Origin of the sequence: Curtobacterium poinsettiae, from assembly GCF_025677645.1 — a bacterium.
Classification (GTDB): Bacteria; Actinomycetota; Actinomycetes; order Actinomycetales; family Microbacteriaceae; genus Curtobacterium; species Curtobacterium poinsettiae_A.
The window spans coordinates 418,019-441,007 of sequence record NZ_CP106879.1 but is presented as its reverse complement, the minus strand read 5'-3'; the positions used below and the strand labels follow the sequence as shown (position 1 = coordinate 441,007).

Annotated in this window: 25 protein-coding genes; 18 read left to right on the top strand and 7 right to left on the bottom strand. The window is 71.8% G+C overall.

The window, feature by feature from the left end:
- Window positions 1–22 precede the first annotated feature (22 nt).
- The 7 genes from OE229_RS02185 (at window position 23) to OE229_RS02155 (ending at window position 6,184) form a co-directional block, all read left to right on the top strand.
- Window positions 23–898, top strand: a complete 876-nt coding sequence (locus OE229_RS02185) for an aminoglycoside phosphotransferase family protein (RefSeq protein WP_182064459.1) — start codon at window positions 23–25, stop codon at window positions 896–898.
- 58 nt (window positions 899–956) lie between these two features.
- On the top strand, window positions 957–1,568 hold the full coding sequence (locus OE229_RS02180; protein WP_209132432.1) for a DUF6197 family protein: 612 nt from the start codon (window positions 957–959) through the stop codon (window positions 1,566–1,568).
- Complete coding sequence (locus OE229_RS02175) at window positions 1,565–2,287, top strand: DinB family protein (RefSeq protein ID WP_262139535.1); 723 nt, start codon at window positions 1,565–1,567, stop codon at window positions 2,285–2,287. The genes OE229_RS02180 and OE229_RS02175 overlap by 4 nt, the downstream gene beginning before the upstream one ends.
- A gap of 208 nt (window positions 2,288–2,495) precedes the next feature.
- Window positions 2,496–3,143, top strand: coding sequence for an ABC transporter permease (locus OE229_RS02170; protein ID WP_182064456.1), 648 nt, complete (start codon window positions 2,496–2,498; stop codon window positions 3,141–3,143).
- Complete coding sequence (locus tag OE229_RS02165) at window positions 3,130–4,401, top strand: ABC transporter ATP-binding protein (protein WP_017887899.1); 1,272 nt, start codon at window positions 3,130–3,132, stop codon at window positions 4,399–4,401. The genes OE229_RS02170 and OE229_RS02165 overlap by 14 nt, the downstream gene beginning before the upstream one ends.
- A complete protein-coding gene (locus OE229_RS02160; RefSeq protein WP_111023383.1) occupies window positions 4,398–5,162 on the top strand; it encodes an ABC transporter permease in 765 nt (254 codons plus the stop codon). The genes OE229_RS02165 and OE229_RS02160 overlap by 4 nt, the downstream gene beginning before the upstream one ends.
- Entirely contained in the window at window positions 5,159–6,184 is a 1,026-nt protein-coding gene (locus tag OE229_RS02155) for a glycine betaine ABC transporter substrate-binding protein (RefSeq protein ID WP_262139533.1), read from the top strand. Before OE229_RS02160 ends, OE229_RS02155 begins: the two co-directional genes overlap by 4 nt.
- An 81-nt stretch (window positions 6,185–6,265) precedes the next feature.
- Here OE229_RS02155 and OE229_RS02150 read toward each other — a convergent pair whose 3' ends face one another.
- Window positions 6,266–6,895, bottom strand: coding sequence for a TetR/AcrR family transcriptional regulator (locus OE229_RS02150; RefSeq protein WP_262139531.1), 630 nt, complete (start codon window positions 6,893–6,895; stop codon window positions 6,266–6,268).
- An 80-nt stretch (window positions 6,896–6,975) separates the two neighbouring features.
- Here OE229_RS02150 and OE229_RS02145 point away from each other — a divergent pair, with 80 nt between their 5' ends.
- The 6 genes from OE229_RS02145 to OE229_RS02120 are packed head-to-tail and all read left to right on the top strand — an operon-like array spanning window position 6,976 to window position 12,190.
- On the top strand, window positions 6,976–7,704 hold the full coding sequence (locus tag OE229_RS02145; RefSeq protein WP_262139530.1) for an ABC transporter ATP-binding protein: 729 nt from the start codon (window positions 6,976–6,978) through the stop codon (window positions 7,702–7,704).
- The gene (locus tag OE229_RS02140; protein ID WP_262139528.1) at window positions 7,701–8,978 is read left to right on the top strand and encodes an ABC transporter permease; all 1,278 of its coding nucleotides are present in this window, start codon (window positions 7,701–7,703) and stop codon (window positions 8,976–8,978) included. The genes OE229_RS02145 and OE229_RS02140 overlap by 4 nt, the downstream gene beginning before the upstream one ends.
- A gap of 27 nt (window positions 8,979–9,005) precedes the next feature.
- On the top strand, window positions 9,006–9,533 hold the full coding sequence (locus OE229_RS02135) for a GNAT family N-acetyltransferase (protein ID WP_262139526.1): 528 nt from the start codon (window positions 9,006–9,008) through the stop codon (window positions 9,531–9,533).
- Between the two features lie 54 nt (window positions 9,534–9,587).
- On the top strand, window positions 9,588–10,256 hold the full coding sequence (locus OE229_RS02130; RefSeq protein ID WP_262139525.1) for a hypothetical protein: 669 nt from the start codon (window positions 9,588–9,590) through the stop codon (window positions 10,254–10,256).
- A gap of 39 nt (window positions 10,257–10,295) precedes the next feature.
- A complete protein-coding gene (locus OE229_RS02125) occupies window positions 10,296–11,741 on the top strand; it encodes a phytoene desaturase family protein (RefSeq protein ID WP_262139524.1) in 1,446 nt (481 codons plus the stop codon).
- Between the two features lie 5 nt (window positions 11,742–11,746).
- Window positions 11,747–12,190 (top strand): SRPBCC family protein, encoded by a 444-nt coding sequence (locus tag OE229_RS02120; RefSeq protein ID WP_262139523.1) that lies wholly within the window; start codon window positions 11,747–11,749, stop codon window positions 12,188–12,190.
- Between the two features lie 71 nt (window positions 12,191–12,261).
- Here the strand turns inward: OE229_RS02120 and OE229_RS02115 are convergent, their stop codons facing one another.
- The gene (locus tag OE229_RS02115; RefSeq protein WP_182064446.1) at window positions 12,262–13,080 is read right to left on the bottom strand and encodes a shikimate 5-dehydrogenase; all 819 of its coding nucleotides are present in this window, start codon (window positions 13,078–13,080) and stop codon (window positions 12,262–12,264) included.
- Between the two features lie 95 nt (window positions 13,081–13,175).
- Here OE229_RS02115 and OE229_RS02110 point away from each other — a divergent pair, with 95 nt between their 5' ends.
- The 3 genes from OE229_RS02110 (at window position 13,176) to OE229_RS02100 (ending at window position 15,859) form a co-directional block, all read left to right on the top strand.
- Window positions 13,176–14,102, top strand: coding sequence for an NADP-dependent oxidoreductase (locus OE229_RS02110; protein ID WP_232749124.1), 927 nt, complete (start codon window positions 13,176–13,178; stop codon window positions 14,100–14,102).
- A gap of 98 nt (window positions 14,103–14,200) precedes the next feature.
- On the top strand, window positions 14,201–14,395 hold the full coding sequence (locus OE229_RS02105; RefSeq protein ID WP_027466823.1) for a PspC domain-containing protein: 195 nt from the start codon (window positions 14,201–14,203) through the stop codon (window positions 14,393–14,395).
- A gap of 57 nt (window positions 14,396–14,452) precedes the next feature.
- On the top strand, window positions 14,453–15,859 hold the full coding sequence (locus tag OE229_RS02100) for an L-serine ammonia-lyase (protein WP_262139520.1): 1,407 nt from the start codon (window positions 14,453–14,455) through the stop codon (window positions 15,857–15,859).
- A gap of 61 nt (window positions 15,860–15,920) precedes the next feature.
- Here OE229_RS02100 and OE229_RS02095 read toward each other — a convergent pair whose 3' ends face one another.
- The 5 genes from OE229_RS02095 to OE229_RS02075 are packed head-to-tail and all read right to left on the bottom strand — an operon-like array spanning window position 15,921 to window position 20,662.
- Entirely contained in the window at window positions 15,921–16,757 is an 837-nt protein-coding gene (locus tag OE229_RS02095; protein ID WP_262139518.1) for a class II fructose-bisphosphate aldolase, read from the bottom strand.
- The gene (locus tag OE229_RS02090; RefSeq protein WP_209132413.1) at window positions 16,754–17,761 is read right to left on the bottom strand and encodes a 1-phosphofructokinase family hexose kinase; all 1,008 of its coding nucleotides are present in this window, start codon (window positions 17,759–17,761) and stop codon (window positions 16,754–16,756) included. The genes OE229_RS02095 and OE229_RS02090 overlap by 4 nt, the downstream gene beginning before the upstream one ends.
- Window positions 17,758–18,876 (bottom strand): N-acetylglucosamine-6-phosphate deacetylase, encoded by a 1,119-nt coding sequence (gene nagA / locus OE229_RS02085; protein WP_262139516.1) that lies wholly within the window; start codon window positions 18,874–18,876, stop codon window positions 17,758–17,760. Before nagA ends, OE229_RS02090 begins: the two co-directional genes overlap by 4 nt.
- On the bottom strand, window positions 18,873–19,784 hold the full coding sequence (locus OE229_RS02080; protein ID WP_182064441.1) for an ROK family protein: 912 nt from the start codon (window positions 19,782–19,784) through the stop codon (window positions 18,873–18,875). The genes nagA and OE229_RS02080 overlap by 4 nt, the downstream gene beginning before the upstream one ends.
- Complete coding sequence (locus OE229_RS02075; RefSeq protein ID WP_262139515.1) at window positions 19,784–20,662, bottom strand: SIS domain-containing protein; 879 nt, start codon at window positions 20,660–20,662, stop codon at window positions 19,784–19,786. The genes OE229_RS02080 and OE229_RS02075 overlap by 1 nt, the downstream gene beginning before the upstream one ends.
- Window positions 20,663–20,795: 133 nt before the next feature.
- Between OE229_RS02075 and OE229_RS02070 the strand changes: the two genes are divergently transcribed.
- Together OE229_RS02070 and OE229_RS02065 are read left to right on the top strand one after the other, a co-directional pair.
- Window positions 20,796–21,584 carry a DeoR/GlpR family DNA-binding transcription regulator gene (locus OE229_RS02070; RefSeq protein ID WP_027466817.1) on the top strand — a complete coding sequence of 263 codons (789 nt, stop codon included), beginning with the start codon at window positions 20,796–20,798 and terminating at the stop codon, window positions 21,582–21,584.
- A 148-nt stretch (window positions 21,585–21,732) separates the two neighbouring features.
- Window positions 21,733–22,974 (top strand): Gfo/Idh/MocA family protein, encoded by a 1,242-nt coding sequence (locus OE229_RS02065; protein WP_262139513.1) that lies wholly within the window; start codon window positions 21,733–21,735, stop codon window positions 22,972–22,974.
- Window positions 22,975–22,989: the final 15 nt, after the last annotated feature.

Genomic DNA, 22,989 nt, shown 5'->3' with positions numbered 1-22,989 from the left:
GGCGGCCCACTAGCCTGACGCCGTGCCCACACCCGCTGCCGAGGTCGACGTCGACGTCCCGCTCGTCCGGTCCCTGTTGCGCGACCAGCACCCCGACCTGGCCGGGCTCCCGCTCGAGGTCGTCGCGAACGGCTGGGACAACGTCGTGCTGCGCCTGGGCGACGACCTGGCCGTCCGGGTCCCCCGTCGGGAGCTGGCCGCACGCCTCGTCGAACACGAACAGCGCTGGTTGCCCGACATCGCCGCCCGGGTCGGATCGGTCGTCCCGGTGCCGGCTCCCGTCCGCACCGGGCACCCGGCCCTCGGGTACCCGTGGTCGTGGAGCATCGTGCCGTGGCTGCCCGGCACGGCGATCGGCGAACGGGTGGCCGGGGTCCCCGTCGCCGAGGCGCTCGCCGCGTTCGTCGGGCTCCTGCACGTCCCGGCCCCGGACGACGCCCCGGCGAACCCGTTCCGTGCGGTGCCGCTCGCGTCGCGGAGCGACGCCGTGCTGACGCGACTCGACGAGCACGGCGTGCACCGGGCCGGAGAGCTGGCCACGCTGTGGCGGACCGCAGCCGCCGTGCCCGCGCACGCCGGGCCTCCCGTCTGGGTGCACGGCGACCTGCACCCCTTCAACCTGCTCGTCGACCCGTCGGACGGTGTCGACCGCCTGTCGGCCGTGATCGACTTCGGGGACGTCACCGCGGGCGACCCCGCCGTCGACCTCGCCACCGCCTGGCTGACGCTGGACCGGCCGGGACGTCACGCGTTCCGGGCACACGTCGCAGCCTCGGACACCACCTGGCTGCGCGCCCGGGGGTGGGCGGTCGCGCTCGCGTCCGCGCTGGCGACCGCCGACGAACGCGCCTTCCGGAGCGTCGCGCAACGGAGCATCGACGCGGTGCTGGACGACTGAGTCCCCGCGGGGCTATCGTGACCGCACCATCCGTGCACAGCCGATCGGAGGGGCCATCATGACCCTCGAGCTCCGCGTCCAGCACGACGTCGCCACCGACGCCTCCCCCGCCCCCGTCCGACCCGAGCGACACGGTCTCCGCGGTCTGCTCGACCGCATCTCGGACCGCCGCGCCGACGCCCGCGCGCGACGGGTCGACGACCGGGTACGCGAACTCGGCGAACTCGTCCACCTGCTCTCCGACGCACGCGCGGTCGTCGAACGCGGGTGGGTCCAGCACGCCTGGTTCGCCTACCTCGACGAGCACGGCCGCGAGCGCACGGCCTCCAGTGCCGCCGCGATGGACGTGCAGGGCAGGCCGCTCGTCGGCGCATGCCTGGTCGGCGCGGTCGTGTCCGCCGCCGGCGGACCGCACGCGGTCCACGCGCCCCGGGTGCAGCACGCGCTCGACGTCGTGTGGCACGCCCTCGCCCGCGAGGAGGGCGAGCCCGTGCTGTGGTGCCCCGCCCCGGACATCCGGATGGGGCGGGTTCGCGACCTGACGAGCTGGAACGACGCACCGACACGCACCGGTTCCGAGGTCGCCGGGCTGCTGCTGACGGCCGAACGGGTCGCCGTGCAGGAGTCGACGCGCCTGCAGGAGCTCCGGGTGGCACGATCGGGGGCATGAGCGACGTCGAAGCGATCCCCGAGGTGCACCCGGCGAGCACCAGCACGCTGGCGGCGAGCGGCAACGCCCTGCTGTCGGACGAAGGGTCCTCGCGGAGCGCCGACGGCGAGACGGCCGCGGACGGCGCGGCCGCCGACACCGCGGTGAAGCGGACGCTGCACCGGTACCTGCAGAAGCACCGTGCGGCCCTGCTGGCCAAGCTCGACGGGCTGGCGGAGCGGCAGGCCCGCTGGCCCGTGACGCCCACGGGCACGAACGTCCTCGGGCTCGTGAAGCACGTCGCCGGGGTGCAGGCCCGCTACTTCGGCGAGGTGTTCGGGCGGCCGTTGCCGGACCAGCCCGCCTGGCTCGAGTCGGAGGGTGGCGAGGACATGTACGCCTCGCTCGACGAGACCATGGCCGACATCGTGGCCTTCCACCACCGGAGTGCCGCCCACGCCGACGCCACGATCGAGGCGCTCGACCTGAGCGCCGCCGGGACCGTGCTGTGGTGGCCGGAGGGGCACCGGGACGTCACCCTGCACCGGATCCTGGTGCACATGGCGTACGAGACCGCGCGGCACGCGGGTCACGCCGACATCGTGCGCGAGATGCTCGACGGCCTGGCCGGCGACGGTGACGGCAACCTGGCCGACAAGTCGCCGGAGGAATGGGTTCGCTGGCGCGAGCAGCTCGTCGACATCGCGGAGCGAGCGGGGTTGCGCGACCTCGACGCGTAGCCGAGCCCGCAGACCGATCGTTACCGTTCTCCCAGGGTTGCCGTGCAGTCCGTGCTCTGACCAGGGGTTGTTCTCCCAGCAGATGTGAGGGAAACGACCGTGTGCGCCGATGTGCGTTGTGCAACCGGTCCAGCTGCTGCGTAGCTTTGGCCGAGCTCGTGCCCCGATCTGTGGGCAGTTCAGCCGACCGGAAGGGGAGCGCCCACCCGTGTTCCAGTACGTCGTGGAGCGATGGAGCCAGATCTGGTTCGCATCGTGGCAGCACTTCTCACTGGTCGTCCAGTGCACGGTGCTCGCCACGGTCATCGCCGTGGTGCTCGCCACACTCGTCTACCGCAGCCCGCGCTTGACCGCGTTCGCGAACGGGGTGTCGGCCATCGGTCTCACCCTGCCGTCGTTCGCCGTCATCGGCCTGCTCATCGTCCCGCTCGGCTTCGGCGTCCTGCCGTCGGTCGTGACGGTCGTCTTCTTCGCCGCGCTGCCGATCCTGCGCAACGCGGTCGTCGGCCTGGCCGAGATCCCGCCCACTGTCGTCGAGTCGGCGCGCGGCATCGGCATGAGCCGGTTCCGCACCCTGCTGCAGATCGAACTGCCGATGGCGTGGCCGATCATCCTGAGCGGCGTCCGCGTCTCCGCGCAGATGGTGATGGGCATCGCCGCCATCGCCGCGTACGCGCTCGGCCCCGGGCTCGGCGGCTTCATCTTCTCCGGGCTGTCCCGCCTCGGCGGCGCCAACGCCCTGTTCTCCGTCGTGGTCGGGGTGGTCGGTGTCGTCCTGCTCGCCCTCGTCCTCGACCTGCTCCTCATCGGCCTCGGCCGCCTGACCATCTCGAGAGGTATCCGTGTCCAGCACTGACTCCGCCACCACCACCGCGCCCGACGGGGACGTCACCGGGCGCAGCATCCTGCTCGACGAGGTCACCAAGCGGTACCCCGGGCAGTCGAAGCCCGCCGTCGACGGCATCACGCTCGAGATCCCGGCCGGCAAGATCGTCATGCTCGTCGGCCCGTCCGGCTGTGGCAAGACGACGACGCTCAAGATGATCAACCGCCTGATCGAACCCACCCAGGGCCGGATCGTCGTCGGCGACGACGACGTCACCGGCATCGACGGCGACGAACTCCGCCGCCGCATGGGCTACGTGATCCAGGCCGGCGGTCTCTTCCCGCACATGACGGTCGCGGCGAACATCGCGATCGTGCCGAAGATGCTCGGCTGGTCGAAGGAGAAGATCGCGGCGCGCGTCGACGAGCTGCTCGACCTGGTCTCGCTCGACCCCGACACCTACCGCGACCGGTTCCCCCGCGAACTCTCCGGTGGGCAGCAGCAGCGCGTCGGCGTGGCCCGTGCGCTCGCGGCGGACCCGCCCGTCCTGCTCATGGACGAGCCGTTCGGTGCGGTCGACCCGATCACCCGCCAGCGCCTGCAGGACGAGCTCCTGCGGATCCAGGAGGAACTGCACAAGACGATCGTCATCGTCACGCACGACTTCGACGAGGCCGTGAAGCTCGGCGACTGGATCGTCATCTTCACCGAGGGTGCGCACATCGTGCAGTACGACACCCCGGAGCGGATCCTGGCCGAGCCGGCGAACGAGTTCGTCGAGAACTTCATCGGCTCGGGCGCCGGGCTGAAGCAGCTCACACTGAACCGCGTGCGCGACGTCGAGGTCGAGTCGGCCGTGACGTGCTCGCCCGGCGAAGAGGTCAAGGCCGTGCTGCAGCGCATGAACGAGGCCGGCGGGCACCAGCACGCGGTCGTCGTCGACCACCGCCAGCGTCCGATCGGGTGGCCGTCCCGCCGCCAGCTCGAGCGCCTCGACCGCATCCCCGACGGCGTCGAGCCCGGCCTGCCCGTCGTGGGCGAGGCAGCGACCCTCAACGACGCGCTCGACACCATGCTCGTCTCGAGCGCCGGCGCCGCCCTCGTCACCGGCCGTCGTGACGCGTTCCGCGGGGTCATCACCGTCGAGACCGTGATGGAGGCGATCACCCGCTCCCGCGCGACCGCCGCCGGCGACCAGGCCTACACGCCGGTCGGCACGAACACGAACCCGATCGAGACCATGCCGTCGTCGCCGGTGTCGGCCATGCCCACCGGAGAAGACCTGTGAGCGCAGTCGCCGCTGCCGGTCCCGCCACCGGTGCGAGCACCTCGTGGAAGGGCCTGCTGTTCCAGCCGATCGCGATCCTGGTCGTCCTGGCCGGCTTCGCGGTGTGGCTCGCGACGGCGGACCTGACCCCGACGGAGCGCACGACGCTCAACCCGGCGGACATCCTGGCCCTGACCGGCCAGCACCTCGTGCTGACGCTGCAGTCGACGGTCCTGGTGCTCGTGATCGGCATCCCGCTGGGCGTCGTGCTCACCCGCGGGCCGCTGCGCCGGGCGAGCCCGTACGTGCTCGCCGTCGCGAACTTCGGGCAGGCGGCCCCGGCCGTCGGCCTCATCGTGCTGCTCGCCGCCTGGCTCGGCCTGAACAGCTCGTCCGCCGTGATCGCGCTCGTGCTCTACGCGATCCTACCGGTGCTCCGGAACACCATGATCGGCGTGCAGAGCGTCGACGACCGACTGGTCGAGGCCGGTCGCGGCATGGGCATGAGCGCCTTCAGCGTGCTGATGCGCGTCGAACTGCCACTCGCGGTGCCCGTGATGCTCTCGGGCATCCGGACCGCCCTCGTGCTGCTCGTCGGCACGGCGAGCCTGGCCACCTTCGTCGGTGCGGGCGGACTCGGGCTGCTCATCACGACGGGCGTGACGCTGTTCCTGCCGAAGGTGCTCGTCGCCGGGGCCCTGCTCGTCGCCCTGCTCGCCCTCTCCATCGACTGGCTCGGCCGCGTGGTCGAGACGGTCGCACGACCGAAGGGACTCCGATGACCCGCCGCACCCGCAGCACCCGCCGCACCCGCACCCGGGTCGGAGCCGCCGCGTTCGTCGCCGGTGCCACCGCCCTCGTCCTGACCGGCTGCGGCCTGCAGCCCGCAACCTCGTTCGTGCCCGAGGCCGGTGCCGGCTCCATCCAGCGCATCGACGACCTGCCGGCCGACGCACACATCACCGTGACGTCGAAGAACTTCACCGAGCAGCTCGTGCTCGGCAAGATCGCCGTGCTCGCCGCCAAGGCCGCCGGGTTCGACGTCACCGACGAGACGAACGTGCCCGGCAGCGTCGCGGTCCGTGAGCTCATGACCTCGCACGCGGCCGACTTCACGTACGAGTACACCGGCACCGCCTGGCTGACCTTCATGGGCCACGCGAAGGGGATCCCGGACAAGACCGAGCAGTGGACGGCGGTGAAGCAGGAGGACGCGGACAACGGGCTGACCTGGCTCGAGCCGGCGCCGATGAACAACACCTACGCCTTCGCCGTCCGCAACGAGGCCGTCAAGGAGCTCGGGGACGTCAAGACGCTCTCCGACATCACCAAGCTGCCGGTCGACCAGCGCACGTTCTGCGTGGAGTCGGAGTTCAACTCACGTGCCGACGGCTTCAAGCCGATGCTCAAGAAGTACGGTCTGGAGCTCGGCGGTTCGGGGTCGAACGGGGTGCCGAGCAGCAACGTGAGCATCCTCGACACCGGCACGGTCTACACGGCCACCGACCGCGGGAAGTGCAACTTCGGTGAGGTCTTCACCACCGACGGCCGCATCAAGTCGCTCGGGCTGACGGTGCTCGATGACGACAAGGGGTTCTTCCCGGCGTACAACGTCGCGCCCGTCATCGACTCGAAGACGCTCGAGGAGTACCCGCAGCTCGAGGGGATCTACGACCAGATCTCGCCGAAGCTCACGGACGCCGTGCTGCAGGAACTCAACCGCCAGGTCGACGTCGAGGGGCGTGAGCCGGCCGACGTCGCCTTCGACTGGATGGTCAAGGAGGGCTTCATCACGAAGCCCTGACCGTTCTCGACGCACCCGCCTGACGGACGGGAGGCGCGTGGCGACGCCGCCACGGGCCTCCCGTCCGTTCGTGGTCGCGCCTCAGGCCGCGGCGATGCGCGCAGCCGTCTCACGGATCGACGCGACCACCGCGGCCCGCACCTGTTCCGGTTCGGACCCCTCGTGCCGAGCGGCACTGCGGAGCCCCGTCATGCACATGCCGAGGAGCATCTCGGCCGCCTGCGGGGTCGCCGCCTCGGGCCCCCAGGCCGGGTCGCGCTCGAGGATCGTGCGCACCGCGCCGGTCATCGCCTCGGCGACCGTGGTCATCCGCGCGACCTGCCGACGCATCAGCTGCGGGAACCGCACGATGACGGCCTTGCGCTCGAGCCGCTCGTGCTCGTCGCCGAACGACGACCCGAACACCAGGAACGCCAGGTCCACGACGGCCTGCGCCGCGGGCTCCCCCGCGACGGCAGCCAGGTGCGCCTCGAGGGTCGCGGGCTCGAGGTCGAGCTCGGTGTGCCCGAGGACCGCGTCCTCCTTGCTCTCGAAGTAGTTGAAGAACGTCCGCGGGGAGACGTCGGCCCGCGCGGCGATCTGCTCGATCGTGGTGCCGTCGACGCCCTGCTCGAGGGCCAGGGACCGAGCCGCCTCGGCGATGCGGGTGCGGGTCTCGATGCGCTTGCGGTCACGGAGACCGAGTTCTGACGGCGTCGCGGAGTCGGGCATGGCCCGACTGTAACCGGAACGTCACATGATCTACAGCAAACGCAAACTTGCAGTCGTGCATCGGACACTACGGTGAACCCATGACCACTCCCGTGCTCGAGGCCCGTGACCTCACCAGGACCTACGGCCGCGGTGCGACGCGGTTCGACGCGCTCAAGGGGGTGTCGCTGGCGGTGCACCAGGGCGAGAGTCTGGCGATCGTCGGCAAGTCCGGCTCCGGCAAGTCGACGCTGATGCACCTGCTCGCACTGCTCGACAAGCCGTCGGCCGGACAGGTGCTGCTCGACGGCACCGACGCGGCGACACTCGGTGCGCGGCAGGTCAACCGCACCCGGAACAGCACCTTCGGGTTCGTGTTCCAGCAGTTCTTCCTGACGCCGAAGACCTCGGTGCTCGACAACGTCGTGCTCCCGCTCAAGATCGCCGGTGTCTCCGGTGCCGAGCGGAAGCGCCGGGGGATGGCTGCGCTCGATGCGCTCGGGCTGGCCGACAAGGCGAAGAACGACGCCAACGACCTGTCCGGCGGCCAGAAGCAGCGCGTGATCATCGCCCGGGCGCTGGTCGGCGAGCCGAGCGTGATCTTCGCCGACGAGCCGACGGGCAACCTCGACACGAACACCGGACAGGTGGTCGAGGACATGCTGTTCGGGCTGCAGCGCGAGCGGGGGATCACGCTCGTCGTGGTCACGCACGACGAAGAGCTCGCCGCACGCTGCGACCGCAGCGTCAACGTCCGTGACGGCCTGATCGTCGGCGGATCCGACGACACTGTCGAGGCGTCGGCCACCCACGGAAGGCACTCCGCATGAACTTCCTCGACCTCCTGCGCACCGCGGTCGCGAACACCTTCCGCTCGAAGCTGCGCACGACCCTGACGGTCATCGCGATCTTCATCGGCGCCTTCACGATCACGCTCACCTCGGCCATCGGCACGGGCGTCAGCAACTACATCGACAGCCAGGTCTCCTCGATCGGTGACGACGGCACCCTGGTCGTCACGAAGGCCGTGGACTCCACCTCGACCGACAGCGGCCCGGCGGAGTACGACCCCGAGGCGTCCGGACAGAGCGTCGACCGCGGCCCGGCATCGTTCTCGTACCTGTCGCAGTCCGACGTCGACGCGATCGAGAAGACCGACGGCATCACGAGCCTCCGCCCCGCGGTCGCCCTCGCCCCGAAGTACGCCGAGTACGGCGACCACGGCAAGTACGTCGTCTCGCTCACGGCCAACGCCGGCGAGCTCGACGCCGACCTGGCGAGCGGGAAGCAGCTCGACGACGAGACCGACGCCAACCAGGTGATGCTGCCGACCGACTACCTGAAGAACATGGGTCTCGGCAGCGCCTCCGCCGCCGTCGGCAAGGAACTCACGATCGCCGTCGATGACTACCACGGCAAGGAGCACACGCTCACCGCCACCGTCGTGGGCGTGCAGAACGAGTCGCTGTTCGGCAGCGGAGCCGGAGCGAACGCCGCACTGACCGACGCCATGCAGGCCGCGCAGGAGATCGGCAAGCCCGACTCGATCGCGACGTCCTACGCCAGCGCCACCGCGACGCTCGACTCCGACGCCTCCGTCGCCACGGTCAAGAAGTCCCTGGCCGACGACGGGTTCCTCGGGCAGACCATCCAGGACCAGCTCGGTCAGTTCCAGACCGTCATCAGCGGCATCGTCGGGGTCCTGAACGCCTTCGCCGTCATCGCCCTGGTGGCGGCGGGCTTCGGCATCATCAACACGCTGCTCATGAGCGTGCAGGAGCGCACCCGCGAGATCGGCCTGATGAAGGCCATGGGCATGGGCGGCGGCAAGGTGTACACCCTGTTCTCGCTCGAGGCGGTGTTCATCGGGTTCCTCGGCAGCGCGATCGGGGCCGGTGTCGCGATCCTGCTCGGCACGGGCATCTCGAACGTCCTCGCCGGCACGGTGCTCAAGGACCTGCCGGGCCTGCAGATCATGCAGTTCGCGCCGAGTTCGGTCGCCACGATCATCCTCGTCGTGATGTTCATCGCGTTCCTGGCGGGCACCTTGCCGGCACGACGAGCCGCACGGCAGAACCCGATCGAGGCACTCCGGTACGAGTGACAGGCAGGGGTGCCTAGTGTCGGGACGGTGACGACGTTCGGACGCGACCTCGGTGACGGCTACACGCTGACACTGCGCGACCTGAGCACGGTCGACCCGGTGCTCACACTCGTGCACGCGAACACCGATCGTCTGCGGGCCGCGGAGCCCTGGGCCTGGGATGCCCAGACCCGCGAGACCATCGCGCTGCACACCGAGCGGCTGCTCGGGCAGTTCGCGATGGACCGCGCGCTGCCCTGCGTCATCCGCGCGGACGACCGGATCGTCGGGGTGGCCTCGCTGACGTTCGACCCGTACCTGGGCCAGGCGTCGCTCGGCTACTGGGTGGACGCCGGACAGGAGGGTCGTGGCGTGGTCCGGCGGGCCGCCTCCGTGCTGATCGGGGTCGCCCGGGCACGCGGGTCCGCACGGATGGAGATACGGACCGCGGTCGACAACGCGCGGAGCCGGGGGCTCGCCGAGCGGCTCGGCTTCGCGCACGAGGGCACCCTGCGTGGCGCGCTGCCGCTCGGCCCCGAGCGTGTCGACGTCGCGGTGTACGGGTTGCTGCTCTGACGCCCGCCGCCCTCGTGCAGCCGGACCGACACCGGTCGCCGGTATCGTCGGAGCATGGCCTTGTTCGGACGACGCAACCACGACGTGCGCGATCGACCCATCAGCCAGGTCGAACTGAAGCGGGCGGTCGACGAGGGCTTCCTCATCGCGAAGGCCGCCGTCACCATCGCAGTGGCCAACCGCATCATCACGAACGCCCTGCGTGACCAGGGGTACTTCGACCACGCGCTCATCGCCGAGGCCACCCGCGAGGAACTCCACCGCATGGCCGAGGAACAGCGGGGCGACGCCGCACGCATGCGCGACATCCGCTCCACCTCGAGCAAGCAGAAGGGCCGTTCCCGCCACCAGCACGACTACCGGCGGGGCGACGACCTGAAGCTCCGGATGCGTGAGGCAACGTACGAGCAGCTCGCCACCATGCTCGACAAGCGCCGCGACGACCAGCACTTCGTCGACGGCATCGTGCTCGCCGCGCGGGCCCGGGCCTGGGACGACATCGGCACCACCGTCGTCGGACGCCTCGGTTGGGCCCAGCGCCCAACGGACGACTACGAGATCGGCCGCGACGACCGGCTGCAGCAGATGCTCGACGAGGACTTCGCCGAGTTGCTCGCCGAACACCCCGTCGGATCGACCCCGGCCGACGCCGACGAACCCGACGACGCCGACGGTGACCAGGACGAGTCGGACCCGGCCGATCCCGACACCTCGCGCACCTGACCGACACCACACGCAGTCACGAGTCCCTAGGCTCGGTGCATGGTTGATGCGGTGGTCGTCGGAGCGGGACCGAACGGGCTCGCGGCAGCGGTGACGCTCGCACGCGCCGGACTGTCGGTCGAGGTCGTCGAACGGAACGACACGATCGGCGGCGGCGCCCGGACGGCCGAGCTCACCCTGCCCGGCTTCCTGCACGACGTCTGCTCCGCCGTGCACCCGATGGCCCTGCAGTCCGAGTTCTTCCGGCGGTTCCGGATGGAGGAACGCATCGAGCTCCGCCTGCCCGAGGTGCAGTACGGGCACCCGCTCGACGGCGGCCGTGCCGGCATCGCCTACCAGGACCTCGACCGCACCGCCGCCGAGCTCGGGGTGGACGGGCCGGCCTTCAAGCAGCTGATGGCCCCGCTGGCGGAGAACGCCGACCAGGTCGCCGACTTCGCGACCGACGCGCTGCTGCACGTGCCGCGGCACCCTCTGACGGTCCTGCGCTTCGGCCTGCGGGCGCTCGAGCAGGGCACGGCCGCGTGGAACGTGCGCTTCCGCGGCGAGGCTGCCCCGGCGATGGTGTCCGGCGTCGCCGCGCACTCGATCCAGGACCTGCCGTCCCTGTCCACCGCCGCGGCGGCACTGTCACTCGGCTCGTACGCGCACGCCCGCGGCTGGCCGGTGCCGATCGGCGGCAGCCAGGCGATCGTCGACGCGCTCGCCGCGGACCTCGTCGCGCACGGTGGCCGCATCGTCACCGGGCAGGAGGTCCGGTCACTCGGTGACCTCACCCCGGCGAAGGCGGTGCTGTTCGACACGAGCGTGCCGGGCATGCTCCGGATCGCGGGCAGGCAGATCCCGACCCCGAAGCGGGGTGCACTCCGTCGCTTCCGGTTCGGCAACGCGGCGGCGAAGGTCGACTTCGCACTGTCCGACCCGGTGCCGTGGACCAACGAGTCGCTGCGGAAGGCCGGGACCGTGCACATCGGCGGGACCCGGCAGGAGATCGCGGCCGCTGAACGTGCCGTGGCGCACGGCCAGCACGCCGAGCGCCCGTACGTGCTCGGCGCGGAGCCGACCGTGGTGGACGCGACCCGCGCCCCGAGGGGCAAGCACGTCTTCTGGGCCTACGCGCACGTCCCGGCGGGGTCGGACGTCGACCCGACCGAGGCCGTCACCCGCCAGATCGAGCGGTTCGCGCCGGGGTTCCGCGACACGATCCTGTCGTCGAGCTCCCGCACCGCCGTGCAGATGGGCGAGTACAACCCGAACTACGTCGGCGGCGACATCGCCGCCGGTGCCGCGAGCGTCTGGCAGCTCGTCAAGCGCCCCGTCCTGTCCAGCGACCCGTGGCGGATGGGCGGTGGCATGTACCTGTGCTCCGAGTCCTCCGCGCCCGGCCCCGGGGTGCACGGCATGGCCGGGTGGCACGCGGCGAAGAGCGCACTCCGGCACACCTTCGGCCTGCCGGAGGACGTCGACCTCACCCCGGAAGGCTGATCACCATGGCGAAGAACGTCCGCATCTTCCACTGCTCCCCCGAGGCCGTCTTCGACGTCCTCGGCGACGGCTGGCTCTACCCGACCTGGGTGGTCGGCGCCTCGCGGATGCGTGGTGAGGACCCCGCATGGCCGGCCGTGGGCACCCGGATCCACCACTCGTTCGGCGTCTGGCCGTTCGTCATCAACGACACGACGACGGTCCTGGAGTACGACGAGCCGCGCCGGCTGGTCATCCAGGCCCGGGGCTGGCCCGTCGGCGAGGCCCGCGTCGAGGTCGAGATCGAACCGCACCCGCGGGGCTGCCGCGTCACCCTGCGGGAGAACCCGGTCGCGGGACCCGGATCGCTCGTCCCCGGGTTCATCGCGCAGCCCGGCATCTGGTTCCGCAACCGCGAGAGCATCCGCCGGCTCAGCTGGGTCGCCGCGGGGCGCGCGGCGAACGCCTGAGACGTCCCCGTGGACGGACGGGAGGCCCGTGGCGGCGCCGCCACGGGCCTCCTGACCGTCGCCGGTTGCGTCTACTGCGCCCGACTGAACTCGCTGGCACGCGCCACCTGGTCGTCGGTCAGGGCGACGCCCGTGTACCGCTCGAACTGGCGGGCGGCCTGCAGGGCGATGACCTCGGCACCGGTGATGACGTGCTTGCCGGCGGCGCGCCCTGCACGGACGAGCGGCGTCTCGGACGGGAACGCGACCACGTCGAAGACCGTGTGCGCCGCCTCGATCCGTTCCGGCGCGAAGGCGACCGCGTCCTGTTGGTCGCCGCGCATGCCGAGCGGGGTGACGTTGACGACCAGGTCGGTCTCCCCCGCCGCACGCTCGTCGGCCACCCACTCGTACCCGTACTGCGATGCGAGGGCCGGGCCGGTCTGCTCGTTGCGGGCGACGACCGTCAACCGGTCGAACCCGGCGCCGCGGAACGCTGCCGTGACGGCCTTGGCCATGCCGCCCGAGCCCCGGAGCAGCACACGCGAAGCCGGGTCGACCTGGTGCGATGCGAGCAGTGCGGCGATCGCCTCGTAATCGGTGTTCGACGCGGTGAGCACGCCGTCGTCGTTCACGACCGTGTTGACCGACTGGATCGCGGCGGCGGAGTCCTCGATGTGGTCGACCAGCGGGATGATCGCCTCCTTGAAGGGCATCGACACCGAGCAACCGCGGATCCCGAGCGCACGGATGCCGGCGACGGCGCCGGGCAGATCGGTCGTGGTGAACGCCTTGTACAGGAAGTTGAGGCCGAGCTCGTCGTACAGGAAGTTGTGGAACCGGGTGCCGATGTTGCTCGGTCGCGCGGCCAGCGACATGCAGACCTGCATGTCCTTGTTCAGGATGGGCATGCTCCCAGTCTCGCACCCTCTCCCTTCCTCGTCCTCGCTGGGATGGAGCGGTCCACACGGACCGGGTGCCGCGCTCCGGGGTAGCGTCGGTTCCGATGACTGAGATCCCGGAGACCATGCGCGCTGTCCGCTTCGACGAGTGGGGTGACCGATCGGTCCTGCACGTCGCCGAGGTGCCCGTTCCCGAGGTGACGCCCGGGCGGGTGCTCGTGCGCGTCCGCGCCGCGGGCATCAACCCCGGGGAGTCGGCCATCCGTCAGGGTGCGTTCGGCGGCGACCTGCCGTCCGGGCAGGGCACCGACTTCGCCGGCATCGTCGTGGCCGTCGGGGCAGAGGTGGACGGCGTCGACGAGGGCGAAGAGGTCATCGGCTGGTCGTGGGACCGCGCCAGCCAGGCCGAGTACGTCTCCGTGCCGGCAGTCCAGGTCGTCCAGAAGCCACGCCTGCTCGACTGGACCGTGGCGGGTGGCCTCGACGTCATCGCGACGACCGCGGCCGCAGCCGTGCGTGCGGTCGACCCGCGTCCGGGTGAGACCGTCGTGGTGTCCGGTGCCGCCGGCGGGGTCGGCGGCTTCGTCACCCAGCTGCTCGCGAACGAGGGCATCGACGTCATCGCCGTCGCCTCCGAGGCGAACCACGAGTGGCTCCGTTCCAAGCGTGCACGGCCGGTCGCGTACGGCGACGGGCTGCAGGAGCGCATCACCGAACTCGCGACGAACGGCGTCGACGCCGTGATCGACACCCACGGCGCCGAGTACGTCCGGCTCGGCATCGCCCTCGGCGTACCGGTCGACCGCATCGAGACGATCATCGCGTTCGACGAGGCCGCCGAGGTCGGGGCGAAGGCCTCGGGCAGCGCGGACACCGCCGACCCGGAGATCCTCGGGGCGCTCGCCCTCGAGGTCGCGAACGGCGCCATCGAGGTGCCCGTCGCCGCGACCTACCCGCTCGACCGCGTGCAGGACGCCTTCGAGGAGCTCGAGCAGGGCCACACCCGCGGCAAGATCGTCCTCATCCCCTGATCCCAGGGCTGCTCAGGGCCGGTCCGGGGGTTTCCCCCACCACGCTCGGGGTGCGACCCGGATGCCCTCGACCGGCCGCGTTGCGTAGCGTCGTCGGTATGAGCACACTCTCCCGTCCCCGCAACGGTCGTCTGCTGGCCGGCGTCTGCGCCGGTCTCGCCGACCGCTTCAACCTGTCCCGCACCCTGGTCCGGGTGGTCTGGGTCATCCTGAGCTTCTTCCCCGGGCCGCTGTGGATCGCCTACGTCGTGCTGTGGTTCGTGATGCCGCCCGAGGGTGGTCGACGGCGCTGAGCAGCCCCGGGCGGCGGCGCTGAGCACCGGTCCGTCCGGACGGGTTAGTGTGGCGGCGTGCCGGTCTCCGTCTTCGATCTGTTCAGCGTCGGTGTCGGCCCCTCGAGCTCGCACACCGTCGGCCCGATGCGGGCCGGTGCCGAGTTCGCCACCCTCGTCCGTGGCCTGCCCGTCGCGTCCGTGGTGGTCGACCTGTACGGGTCCCTCGCGTCCACCGGGCAGGGCCACGGCACGCTCGGCGCCGTCGTCGCCGGGCTCATGGGGTCCCACCCGGAGACCGTCGACCCCGATGCCATGGTCCTCGCGCTCGACGCCCTGGAACGCGACGGTGTCCTGCGGCTCGACGGCGGTGCGAGCGTGCCGTTCCGCCTCGCCGACATCGTCCTGCACCCCCTGACGATGCTGCCCCGACACCCGAATGCCATGCGGCTGCGCGCCCGTGACGCCGCCGGTGCCGACCTGGCCGACGAGACCTACTACTCGATCGGTGGCGGGTTCATCGCGCGGGACGAGGCGGCCGAGCCCGCGGCGGACGCGTCGGCCGCGGTCGCCGGTGCCGCGATCCCGGTCGACGACGCCGTGCCGTACCCGTTCTCGAGCGGCGCCGAGCTGCTCGCCGCGTGTGCCGGTTCCGGCCTGCCGATCAGCGGCATCGCCCTGGCGAACGAGGCCGTCACCCGGACGGACGTCGAGATCCGGTCCGGACTGCTGGGCATCCACGGCGTGATGGAATCGTGCGTCGACCGTTCCGTCCGCCGGGGCGGGTGCCTGCCCGGTGGGCTCGACGTCCGCCGCCGCGCCGCCACCTGGCACGAGCAGCTCACCCGCGAGGACCCCGACCACGACCCGCTCTTCGCCATGGAGTGGGTGAACCTCGTCGCCATGGCGGTCAACGAGGAGAACGCCACCGGAGGCCGCGTCGTCACCGCCCCGACGAACGGCGCAGCCGGCATCATCCCCGCGGTGCTGTACTACGCGCTCACCTACGTGCCCACGGTCGCCGACGCCCCCGCCGCCGAACGCGACGACGCCGTCGTGCGGTTCCTGCTGACCGCCGGGGCGATCGGGTCGATCTACAAGGAACGGGCGTCGATCTCCGGCGCCGAGGTCGGATGCCAGGGCGAGGTCGGTTCGGCGGCGTCGATGGCGGCTGCGGGGCTCGCCGAGGTCCTCGGGGGCACGCCGGAGCAGGTCGAGAACGCCGCCGAGATCGCGATGGAGCACAACCTCGGGCTGACGTGCGACCCGATCGGTGGTCTGGTGCAGATCCCGTGCATCGAGCGGAACGCGATCGCTGCGAACAAGGCGATCAACGCCGCCCGGATGGCACTCCGTGGCGACGGGGTGCACCACGTGTCGCTCGACCAGGTCGTCGAGACGATGCGGCAGACCGGGGCGGACATGTCGTCGAAGTACAAGGAGACCGCGATGGGTGGGCTCGCGGTGAACGTCCCGCTCTGCTGAGCGTCGCCGACGCGCTGCTCGTTCGCGCGTGCTTGTCCGCTTCGTCTGCTCCGCTCGCGCGTCAGGCGTGCAGGAGCGTCAGCAGTCGTGCGGTCTCGGTGGCGATGGCATCCCGGCCCGCCGACACGTACTTGCGCGGGTCGACGACGTCCGGCCGCTCGTCGAGCACGGTGCGGAGCGCGCGGGTGAACAGGCCGTTCAGGTGCGTCGAGATGTTGATCTTCGTCATCCCGGCCTGCACGGCGCCGCGGAGTTCGTCGTCGGACAGGCCCGAGGACCCGTGCAGCACGAGCGGCACCGGCACCGCGGCACGGAGACGCTCGACGAGGTCACGGTCCACCGACGCCTCGCGGGTCTGCATCGCGTGCGAGGTCCCCACGGCGACCGCCAGGGCATCGACCCCGGTGTCGGCGACGAACGCCGCGGCGTCGGTCGGATCGGTCCGGACGCCCGGGGCGTGCACGCCGTCCTTGCCGCCGACCTCGCCGAGCTCGGCCTCGATCGCGACACCGGCGGCGTGACACCGCGCGGCGAGCTCGCGGGTCGCTGCCACGTTGGCGCCGAAGTCCAGGTGCGAACCGTCGTACATGACCGAGTCGACGCACAGGTCGACGCCGGCCGCGACCAGCTCGGGGTCCTCGATGTGGTCGAGGTGCACGAGGACCTCGACGTCGGCGGCCCGTGCAACCGCCTGGGTCGCGGTCGTGATCGGTGCGAGGCCGCCGTGGTACCGGACGCAGTTCTCGCTGATCTGCAGGATCACCGGCAGTCCGGCCAGCTCGGCGCCGGAGACGATCGCCTCGGCGTGCTCGAGCAGCACCACGTTGAACGCACCGACCCCGCGACGGGCCGTCCGGGCGGTGTCGAGCAGGCCGGTGAGGGCGAGGTCGGTGATCATGCGGGGGTCCTCGTTCGGTCGTGGGCGGGAGCGGGCGGGGTGGACAGGAAGCGGTGGACGTCTGCCGGGTCGACCGCGCCGGCCACCGGCTGGAGGACGGCGGCGGCCCCGTGTGCGGCGGCGGACCGCAGGACTCGGAGCAGGGTGGTGTCGTCGGGGGCCGGAACGCTGCCGTCGGGCGCGGGGAGACCAGCACCGACGAGCACATCGACGAGGACACTGACGAGCCCGGCGGTGGCTGCGTCACCGGCGCCGGTCGGGTTGCCCGAGACCCCGGGGACCGCCGGCACCTCGAGCACGTGCTCGGCGGTGTGGGCGGCGATGCCGTCGGATCCGCGCGACACCACGACGACCGTCGCGCCGAGCCGGAGGAGCCGGAGTGCCCCGGAGCGTTCGTCGTCGGCGCCCGTGGCCTCGAGGAGTTCCTCGCGGTTGGGTTTGCAGACCGTCGCGCCGGCCGACGCGGCAGCCAGCAGTGCCGTTCCCGAGCAGTCGGCCACCGAGAGCGCACCGCGGCGGCGAGCGGCGGTGACCCAGCGGGCGACGACCGCGGGATCGGTGTCGCGGGGCAGGGAGCCGGACACGACCAGGGCAGCTGCGGGCGGGGCGCCGGTCGCATCGCCGTCGAGCAGTGTCTCGACAGCGGCGGAGACCCTGTCCCACTCGTCGGGGCTGAGCACGGGGCCGGGCTCGCCGAACATCGTCGGGTGCGCGAGGTCGTCCACCACCGTCACGGTCGTGCGGGTCTCGCCCCGGACGGCGATGTCGGTGTGGGCGAGACCGAGGTCATCGAGGGCGTGGGCGATCCAGTACCCGCCGTCGCCGCCGAGGGGCAGCACGGCGTGGGTCGGGACACCGGTCGCGGCGAGGACCCGCCCGACGTTCAGGCCCTTGCCGCCGGGGCGCCGCTGGACCTCGAGCACGCGCTGGGTCGCACCGATGCGCTGTTCGGCAACCCGGTAGGTCACGTCGACTGCCGGGTTCGGGGTGACGACGAGGATCACGCGACCACCGCCGTCGGCAGGGCTCGGACGCTGCCGCGCTCCGGGTCGAGCACGACCAGGTCGGCGGGGGCACCCACACTGAGCGGTGCCGGAGCCCCGAGCAGGCGTGCCGCACGCGCCGCGGACGCCGCGACGACCTCGGGCAGGTCGGTTCCCGCGTGGAGCAGGAGGCGGACGGCGTCGGCGACCGTGATCGTGCTGCCCGCCAGCGACGAACCGTCGGCGAGCAGGGCGAGCCCGTCGCGGACGGTCACCGCAGATCCGGCCACCGTGTACGCCCCGTCGGGACAGCCGGTCGCGGCCATGGCGTCGGAGACCAGGACCATCCGGCCCGGAGCGCCGCGCTGCACGAGGGCGACGGTCACGGGGTCGAGGTGGTGGCCGTCGACGATGCACTCGAGCAGCACACGGTCGTCGGAGAGCGCGACCCCGACCGGCCCGGGCGAACGGTGGTGCAGCGGGGGCATCCCGTTGAACAGGTGGGTGACGAGCGAGGCACCGGCGTCGACCGCGCGGCGGGTCTGCTCGGAGGTGGCGTCGGTGTGGCCGATGGCGACGACGACCCCGGCTTCGACGAAGCGGGCGACGGCGTCGAGTGCACCCGGAAGCTCCGGCGCGAGCGTGACGATCCGCAGGGCGCCACCCGCGGCGTCGCAGTAGGTGTCGACCTCGGCGGGGTCCGGGGCGTGCAGCAGGTCGACGCGGTGCGCCCCGCGACGGGTGGGCGCGAGCCACGGCCCCTCCAGGTGCAGCCCGGCGAGCGTGCCGTCCGCGACGAGCGGCCGGAGCCGGGTGAGGGCCGCCACGGTGTCCGCGCGCTCGCCCGTGGCGACGGATGCGACCAGGGTGGTCGTGCCCCGTGACCGGTGGTGCCCGGCGGCGGCGCGGGCGTCCTCGGCGGAGCACCCGGCGAAGTCGTGCCCGAGCGCCCCGTGGGCGTGCAGGTCGACGAACCCGGGCACGATCGCGCCGTCGACGGTGACGGCGCTGTCCGTGCGCACCGGGGACCCGGTGCCGGTCGCCAGCACGGTGTCGTCGTCACCGATGACGAGCCAGCCGTCGTGCAGGTCTGCCTGGGCCGTGACGATGCGACGGGCTCGGACGAGGGTCGTCACAGCAGGACCCCGGTCTCGGTCTCGAGCAACGCGCGTGCGAGGATCCCTGCGCCGATCGCGCCGGCGGCGTCGCCGTGCCGGGCGGGGACGATGACGGGGGCACGGACGCCCTGCAGGCGCTCCGCGACGGCGTCGCGCAGCGGGTCGAGCAGCAGCGGGCCCGACTCGGCGAGTCCCCCGCCGACGATGATCGTGTGGTTCCCGGCGACCGCGGTCGTCCAGGCCAGCGCATCGGCCAGGACCGCGACGCAGTCGTCCCAGACCGCACGGGCTGCGGGGTCGCCCTGGCGGACCAGGAGCATGGCGGCGTGAGCGGACGACGCGCCGGAACGACGTGCGACTCCCCCCGCGGACGCGATCTCCTCGACGCGATGGCCCGCGTGCGGACCGGTCCGGATGCGGACCTGCCCGATCTCCCCCGCCCAGCCACCGCCGGACACGACGACGCCGTCGACCACCAGGGCGCTCGCGAGCCCGGTGCCGACCGGCACGAACGAGACCGACCCCCGCGAGAGCGCCGGGTCACCGGCCCGGACCTCGGCCAGGGCGCCGGCACGGACGTCGTGTCCGAAGGCGAGCGGGACGTCGATCCCCTGACGCAGGAGTTCGGCGCGGACGAGGTCACGCACCGGGACGTCGCGCCACCCGAGGTTGACGGACAGGTCGACGGTGCCACGGGTCTCGTCGACGACGCCGGGGGTCACCAGCCCGATCGCTCCGAGCGGCGCCCGTCGCGTGGCCTGTGCGGCCAGTTCGGCGACGACGGCGGCGAGGCTCCCGGCATCCGGGTCGTCGCGCGGCGTCGGCACCCGGGTCTCGTCGAGGACGAGTCCGTCGGCCGTCGTCAGCCGGGTCTTGATGCCCGTGCCGCCGACGTCGACCCCGAGCACCGCGCCTGCGCCACCCATCAGGTGAGGATGACCGACCGGGTGAGCGACCGGGGGTTGTCCGGGTCGAGCCCGCGTCCCTCGGCCAGGGCGACGGCGAACCGGTGCACCACGACGAGTCCGGCGATCGGGTCGAGGTCGTGCTGGACGAAGCGGGCGCCGGTGGCGGCCACCTCGTCGGCCAGGCCCTCGGGTGCCGTGCCGAGCGACCAGACGAGCCGGCCGGGCTGGGCGATCGCGATGGGACCGTGCCGGTAGTCCATCGCCGGGTAGGACTCGGCCCAGAACTGCGCGGCCTCACGCGTCTTGAGCGCGGCTTCGAACGTCAGGCCGACGGCTGCCCCGCGACCGACGAACGAGACCTGCTCGGCGTCGAGCAGGTCGTCGACGGGCACCGTCAGCGCGGTCTCGGCTTGGGCAGCGAGTGCGTCGACGTCGTCACCGAGGGACGCCCGCAGCAGTGCGAGCGTCGTGGTGGCGAAGCGGGTCTGGACGACCGAACGCTCGTCGGCGAAGGGCAGTGCGACCACCTGGTCGGCGACGGCCGCGGCGGGACTGTCGGCGACGGCCGTGATCAGGACGGTCCGCTGGGACGGCAGGGCCTGCAGCAGGTCGACGATCTCGGTCGTCGTACCCGAGCGGCTGATCATGAGCACGCGGTCGTACTCGCGGGACGCGGGGTACTCGGACCCGGCGAAGGCATCGGTCACGCCGAGGCCCGCCTGCTCACGGGCGACGGCGTAGCTCATGGCGATGAACCAGCTCGTGCCGCAGCCGATCACGGCCACGCGTTCACCCGGCTGGGGGAGCACATCGACGAAGGTCGGCAGGAGCGCGGCGGCTGCACGCCAGGTCTCCGGCTGCGAGGCCAGTTCAGCGCTCACGAAGGTGTCGGTCATGGGAGCCTTCCGGGTCCGGATCGATCCGGGTGATCGATGATCAGGAAGCGTAGCGAGCGATCGTGCGCAAGGGAAGGGCAAAACGTCATTCTCGATCATCGCGTGACGGTGATGACGCCGTAGGATGACCGTCATGACCCCCCAACAGCGGCTGAACGCCCTGCTCGAACTGGTGAGCGAACGCGGCAACGTGTCGATCGCCGAGATCGGGGAACTGCTCGGGATCTCCGCCGCGACGGCTCGCCGGGACCTCGCGACCCTGGCTGACCAGCGGCTCGTCACGCGCACGCACGGGGGAGCGGCAGCACTCGGGGCCGGGTACGAGCTCCCGCTGCAGTACAAGATCGCCCGGCAGGCCGAGGCGAAGACCGCGATCGCCCGTGCGGCCGCCCGGTTGGTGCAGCCGGGGGAGACCGTCGGGCTCAACGGTGGGACCACCACGACCGAGGTCGCGCGTGAACTCGGCAAGAGCGAGCGATTCATCCGCGCCGACGGCGAGTTCGGCATCACGATCGTGACGAACGCCCTGAACGTCGGGTACGAGCTGTCCGTCCGTGCCAACGTGAAGATCGTGGTCACCGGTGGTGTGGCGCGGCGGCAGTCGTACGAGCTCGTCGGGCCACTCGTCCGGGACACCCTCGACGAGTTCGCCCTCGACCTGGTGGTGCTCGGCGTCGACGGGCTCACCGGCCAGTACGGCGCGACCACCATGCACGAGGGCGAGGCCGAGGTCAGCCGCCACTTCGCCTCCGTCGGGCGACGGGTCGTCGTGGTCGCCGACTCGACCAAGATCGAACGGTCGACCTTCGCCCGGATCTGCCCGCTCGACCGCATCGACGTCCTGGTCACCGACCAGCCGGTGCCGGCCTCGTTCGCCGCCGACCTGGCCAGCGCGGGCGTGGAGCTCGTCGTCGCCGACTGAGCGCCCCCTGCGGCCACCCCGGAACGGGTCCGGACGTTTCGATCGTGTAAAACCCTCCCCGGCGCGGATGCGTGAGCGATCCGTGAGCGCCTATTGTGCATTCATGATCGACTCGGCATCATGGGCGTCACATTCACGCAAGGGAGCGATGAGCATGGGCGCTGACAACGCAGGACTCCGCGTCGCGGTGATCGGGATGGGCCAGCGGTCCGCCATCGCCCGCCACGTGGCCGAGGCAACCGCCGACGACCCGGCGCTGCAGGCGCGGGTCGTGGCCGTCGCGGACGTCACCGCAGCCGGCCGGGACCGCGGGCACGACGAGTACCCGGACGCCCTGGTGGTCGAACACCACCGCGACCTCACCGGTCACGTCGACGCGGCCATCGTCACCACGCCGGACTGGACCCACGCCGAGATCGCGATCGACCTGCTCCGCGCGGGCATCGCCGTCTACCTCGAGAAGCCGCTGGCCATCACGGTCGAGGACGCCGACGCGGTCCTGAACACCGCGGCGGAGACCGGGACGCCGCTGTACGTCGGGCACAACTTCCGACACGCCGCCGTCGTCCGCCTGATGCGCGAGATCGTGGCCCGGGGCGAGATCGGCCAGGTCAAGGCCGTCTGGTGCCGGCACTTCGTCGGCAACGGCGGTGACTACTACTTCAAGGACTGGCACGCCGACCGCAGCAAGGTGAACTCCCTGCTCCTGCAGAAGGCGAGCCACGACCTCGACGTCATCCACGCGCTCGGCGGGGGTGACACCGCCCGGGTCGTCGGCATGGGGTCGCTGTCGGTCTACGGCGACGTCACCGACCGGCGCGACCGCAGCGGCGAGCTCATGGGGGACTGGTTCTCCCACGACAACTGGCCGCCGCTCGCCCAGACCGGGCTGAACCCGGTCGTCGACGTCGAGGACGTCTCGATGGTGATGATGACGCTCGACAACGGGGTGCAGGCCAGCTACGAGCAGTGCCACTTCACCCCGGACTACTGGCGGAACTACACCGTCATCGGCACCGAGGGCCGCCTCGAGAACATCGGCGACACCGGCGGTGGCGTCGTGAAGGTCTGGACGCGCCGCCGGGGCTGGGACACCGCGGGGGACCGCGAGTACCCGATCGACGGCGTCGAGGACGGTCACGCCGATGCCGACCTGCTCACCATGACCGAGTTCCTGCGGTCCGTCGCGTTCGGCGAACCGTCGGAGCTCTCCCCGATCGCGGCCCGTGCCGCGGTCGCCGCCGGCGCGCTGGCCACGCGCTCGCTCCGCAACGGGTCCGTCCCCATCGACGTCCCGCCCCTGCCGCCCGAGACCGTCGCGCACTTCACACCGAACGCCCCGCACTCCACCCCCTCCACCCCGCATCCCGCCCAGACCGTCGGCTCCTGACGGCCGTGCGAAAGG

Excerpts from the sequence above, each read along its gene's own strand:
- OE229_RS02180 (WP_209132432.1), top strand. The coding sequence starts at position 957 with ATGACCCTCGAGCTCCGCGTCCAGCACGACGTCGCCACCGACGCCTCC.
- OE229_RS02175 (WP_262139535.1), top strand. The coding sequence starts at position 1,565 with ATGAGCGACGTCGAAGCGATCCCCGAGGTGCACCCGGCGAGCACCAGC.
- OE229_RS02155 (WP_262139533.1), top strand. The coding sequence starts at position 5,159 with ATGACCCGCCGCACCCGCAGCACCCGCCGCACCCGCACCCGGGTCGGA.
- OE229_RS02150 (WP_262139531.1), bottom strand. The coding sequence starts at position 6,895 with ATGCCCGACTCCGCGACGCCGTCAGAACTCGGTCTCCGTGACCGCAAG.
- OE229_RS02145 (WP_262139530.1), top strand. The coding sequence starts at position 6,976 with ATGACCACTCCCGTGCTCGAGGCCCGTGACCTCACCAGGACCTACGGC.
- OE229_RS02140 (WP_262139528.1), top strand. The coding sequence starts at position 7,701 with ATGAACTTCCTCGACCTCCTGCGCACCGCGGTCGCGAACACCTTCCGC.
- OE229_RS02130 (WP_262139525.1), top strand. The coding sequence starts at position 9,588 with ATGGCCTTGTTCGGACGACGCAACCACGACGTGCGCGATCGACCCATC.
- OE229_RS02125 (WP_262139524.1), top strand. The coding sequence starts at position 10,296 with ATGGTTGATGCGGTGGTCGTCGGAGCGGGACCGAACGGGCTCGCGGCA.
- OE229_RS02120 (WP_262139523.1), top strand. The coding sequence starts at position 11,747 with ATGGCGAAGAACGTCCGCATCTTCCACTGCTCCCCCGAGGCCGTCTTC.
- OE229_RS02115 (WP_182064446.1), bottom strand. The coding sequence starts at position 13,080 with ATGCCCATCCTGAACAAGGACATGCAGGTCTGCATGTCGCTGGCCGCG.
- OE229_RS02110 (WP_232749124.1), top strand. The coding sequence starts at position 13,176 with ATGACTGAGATCCCGGAGACCATGCGCGCTGTCCGCTTCGACGAGTGG.
- OE229_RS02105 (WP_027466823.1), top strand. The coding sequence starts at position 14,201 with ATGAGCACACTCTCCCGTCCCCGCAACGGTCGTCTGCTGGCCGGCGTC.
- OE229_RS02095 (WP_262139518.1), bottom strand. The coding sequence starts at position 16,757 with ATGATCACCGACCTCGCCCTCACCGGCCTGCTCGACACCGCCCGGACG.
- OE229_RS02080 (WP_182064441.1), bottom strand. The coding sequence starts at position 19,784 with ATGGGTGGCGCAGGCGCGGTGCTCGGGGTCGACGTCGGCGGCACGGGC.
- OE229_RS02075 (WP_262139515.1), bottom strand. The coding sequence starts at position 20,662 with ATGACCGACACCTTCGTGAGCGCTGAACTGGCCTCGCAGCCGGAGACC.
- OE229_RS02070 (WP_027466817.1), top strand. The coding sequence starts at position 20,796 with ATGACCCCCCAACAGCGGCTGAACGCCCTGCTCGAACTGGTGAGCGAA.
- OE229_RS02065 (WP_262139513.1), top strand. The coding sequence starts at position 21,733 with ATGAGCATGGGCGCTGACAACGCAGGACTCCGCGTCGCGGTGATCGGG.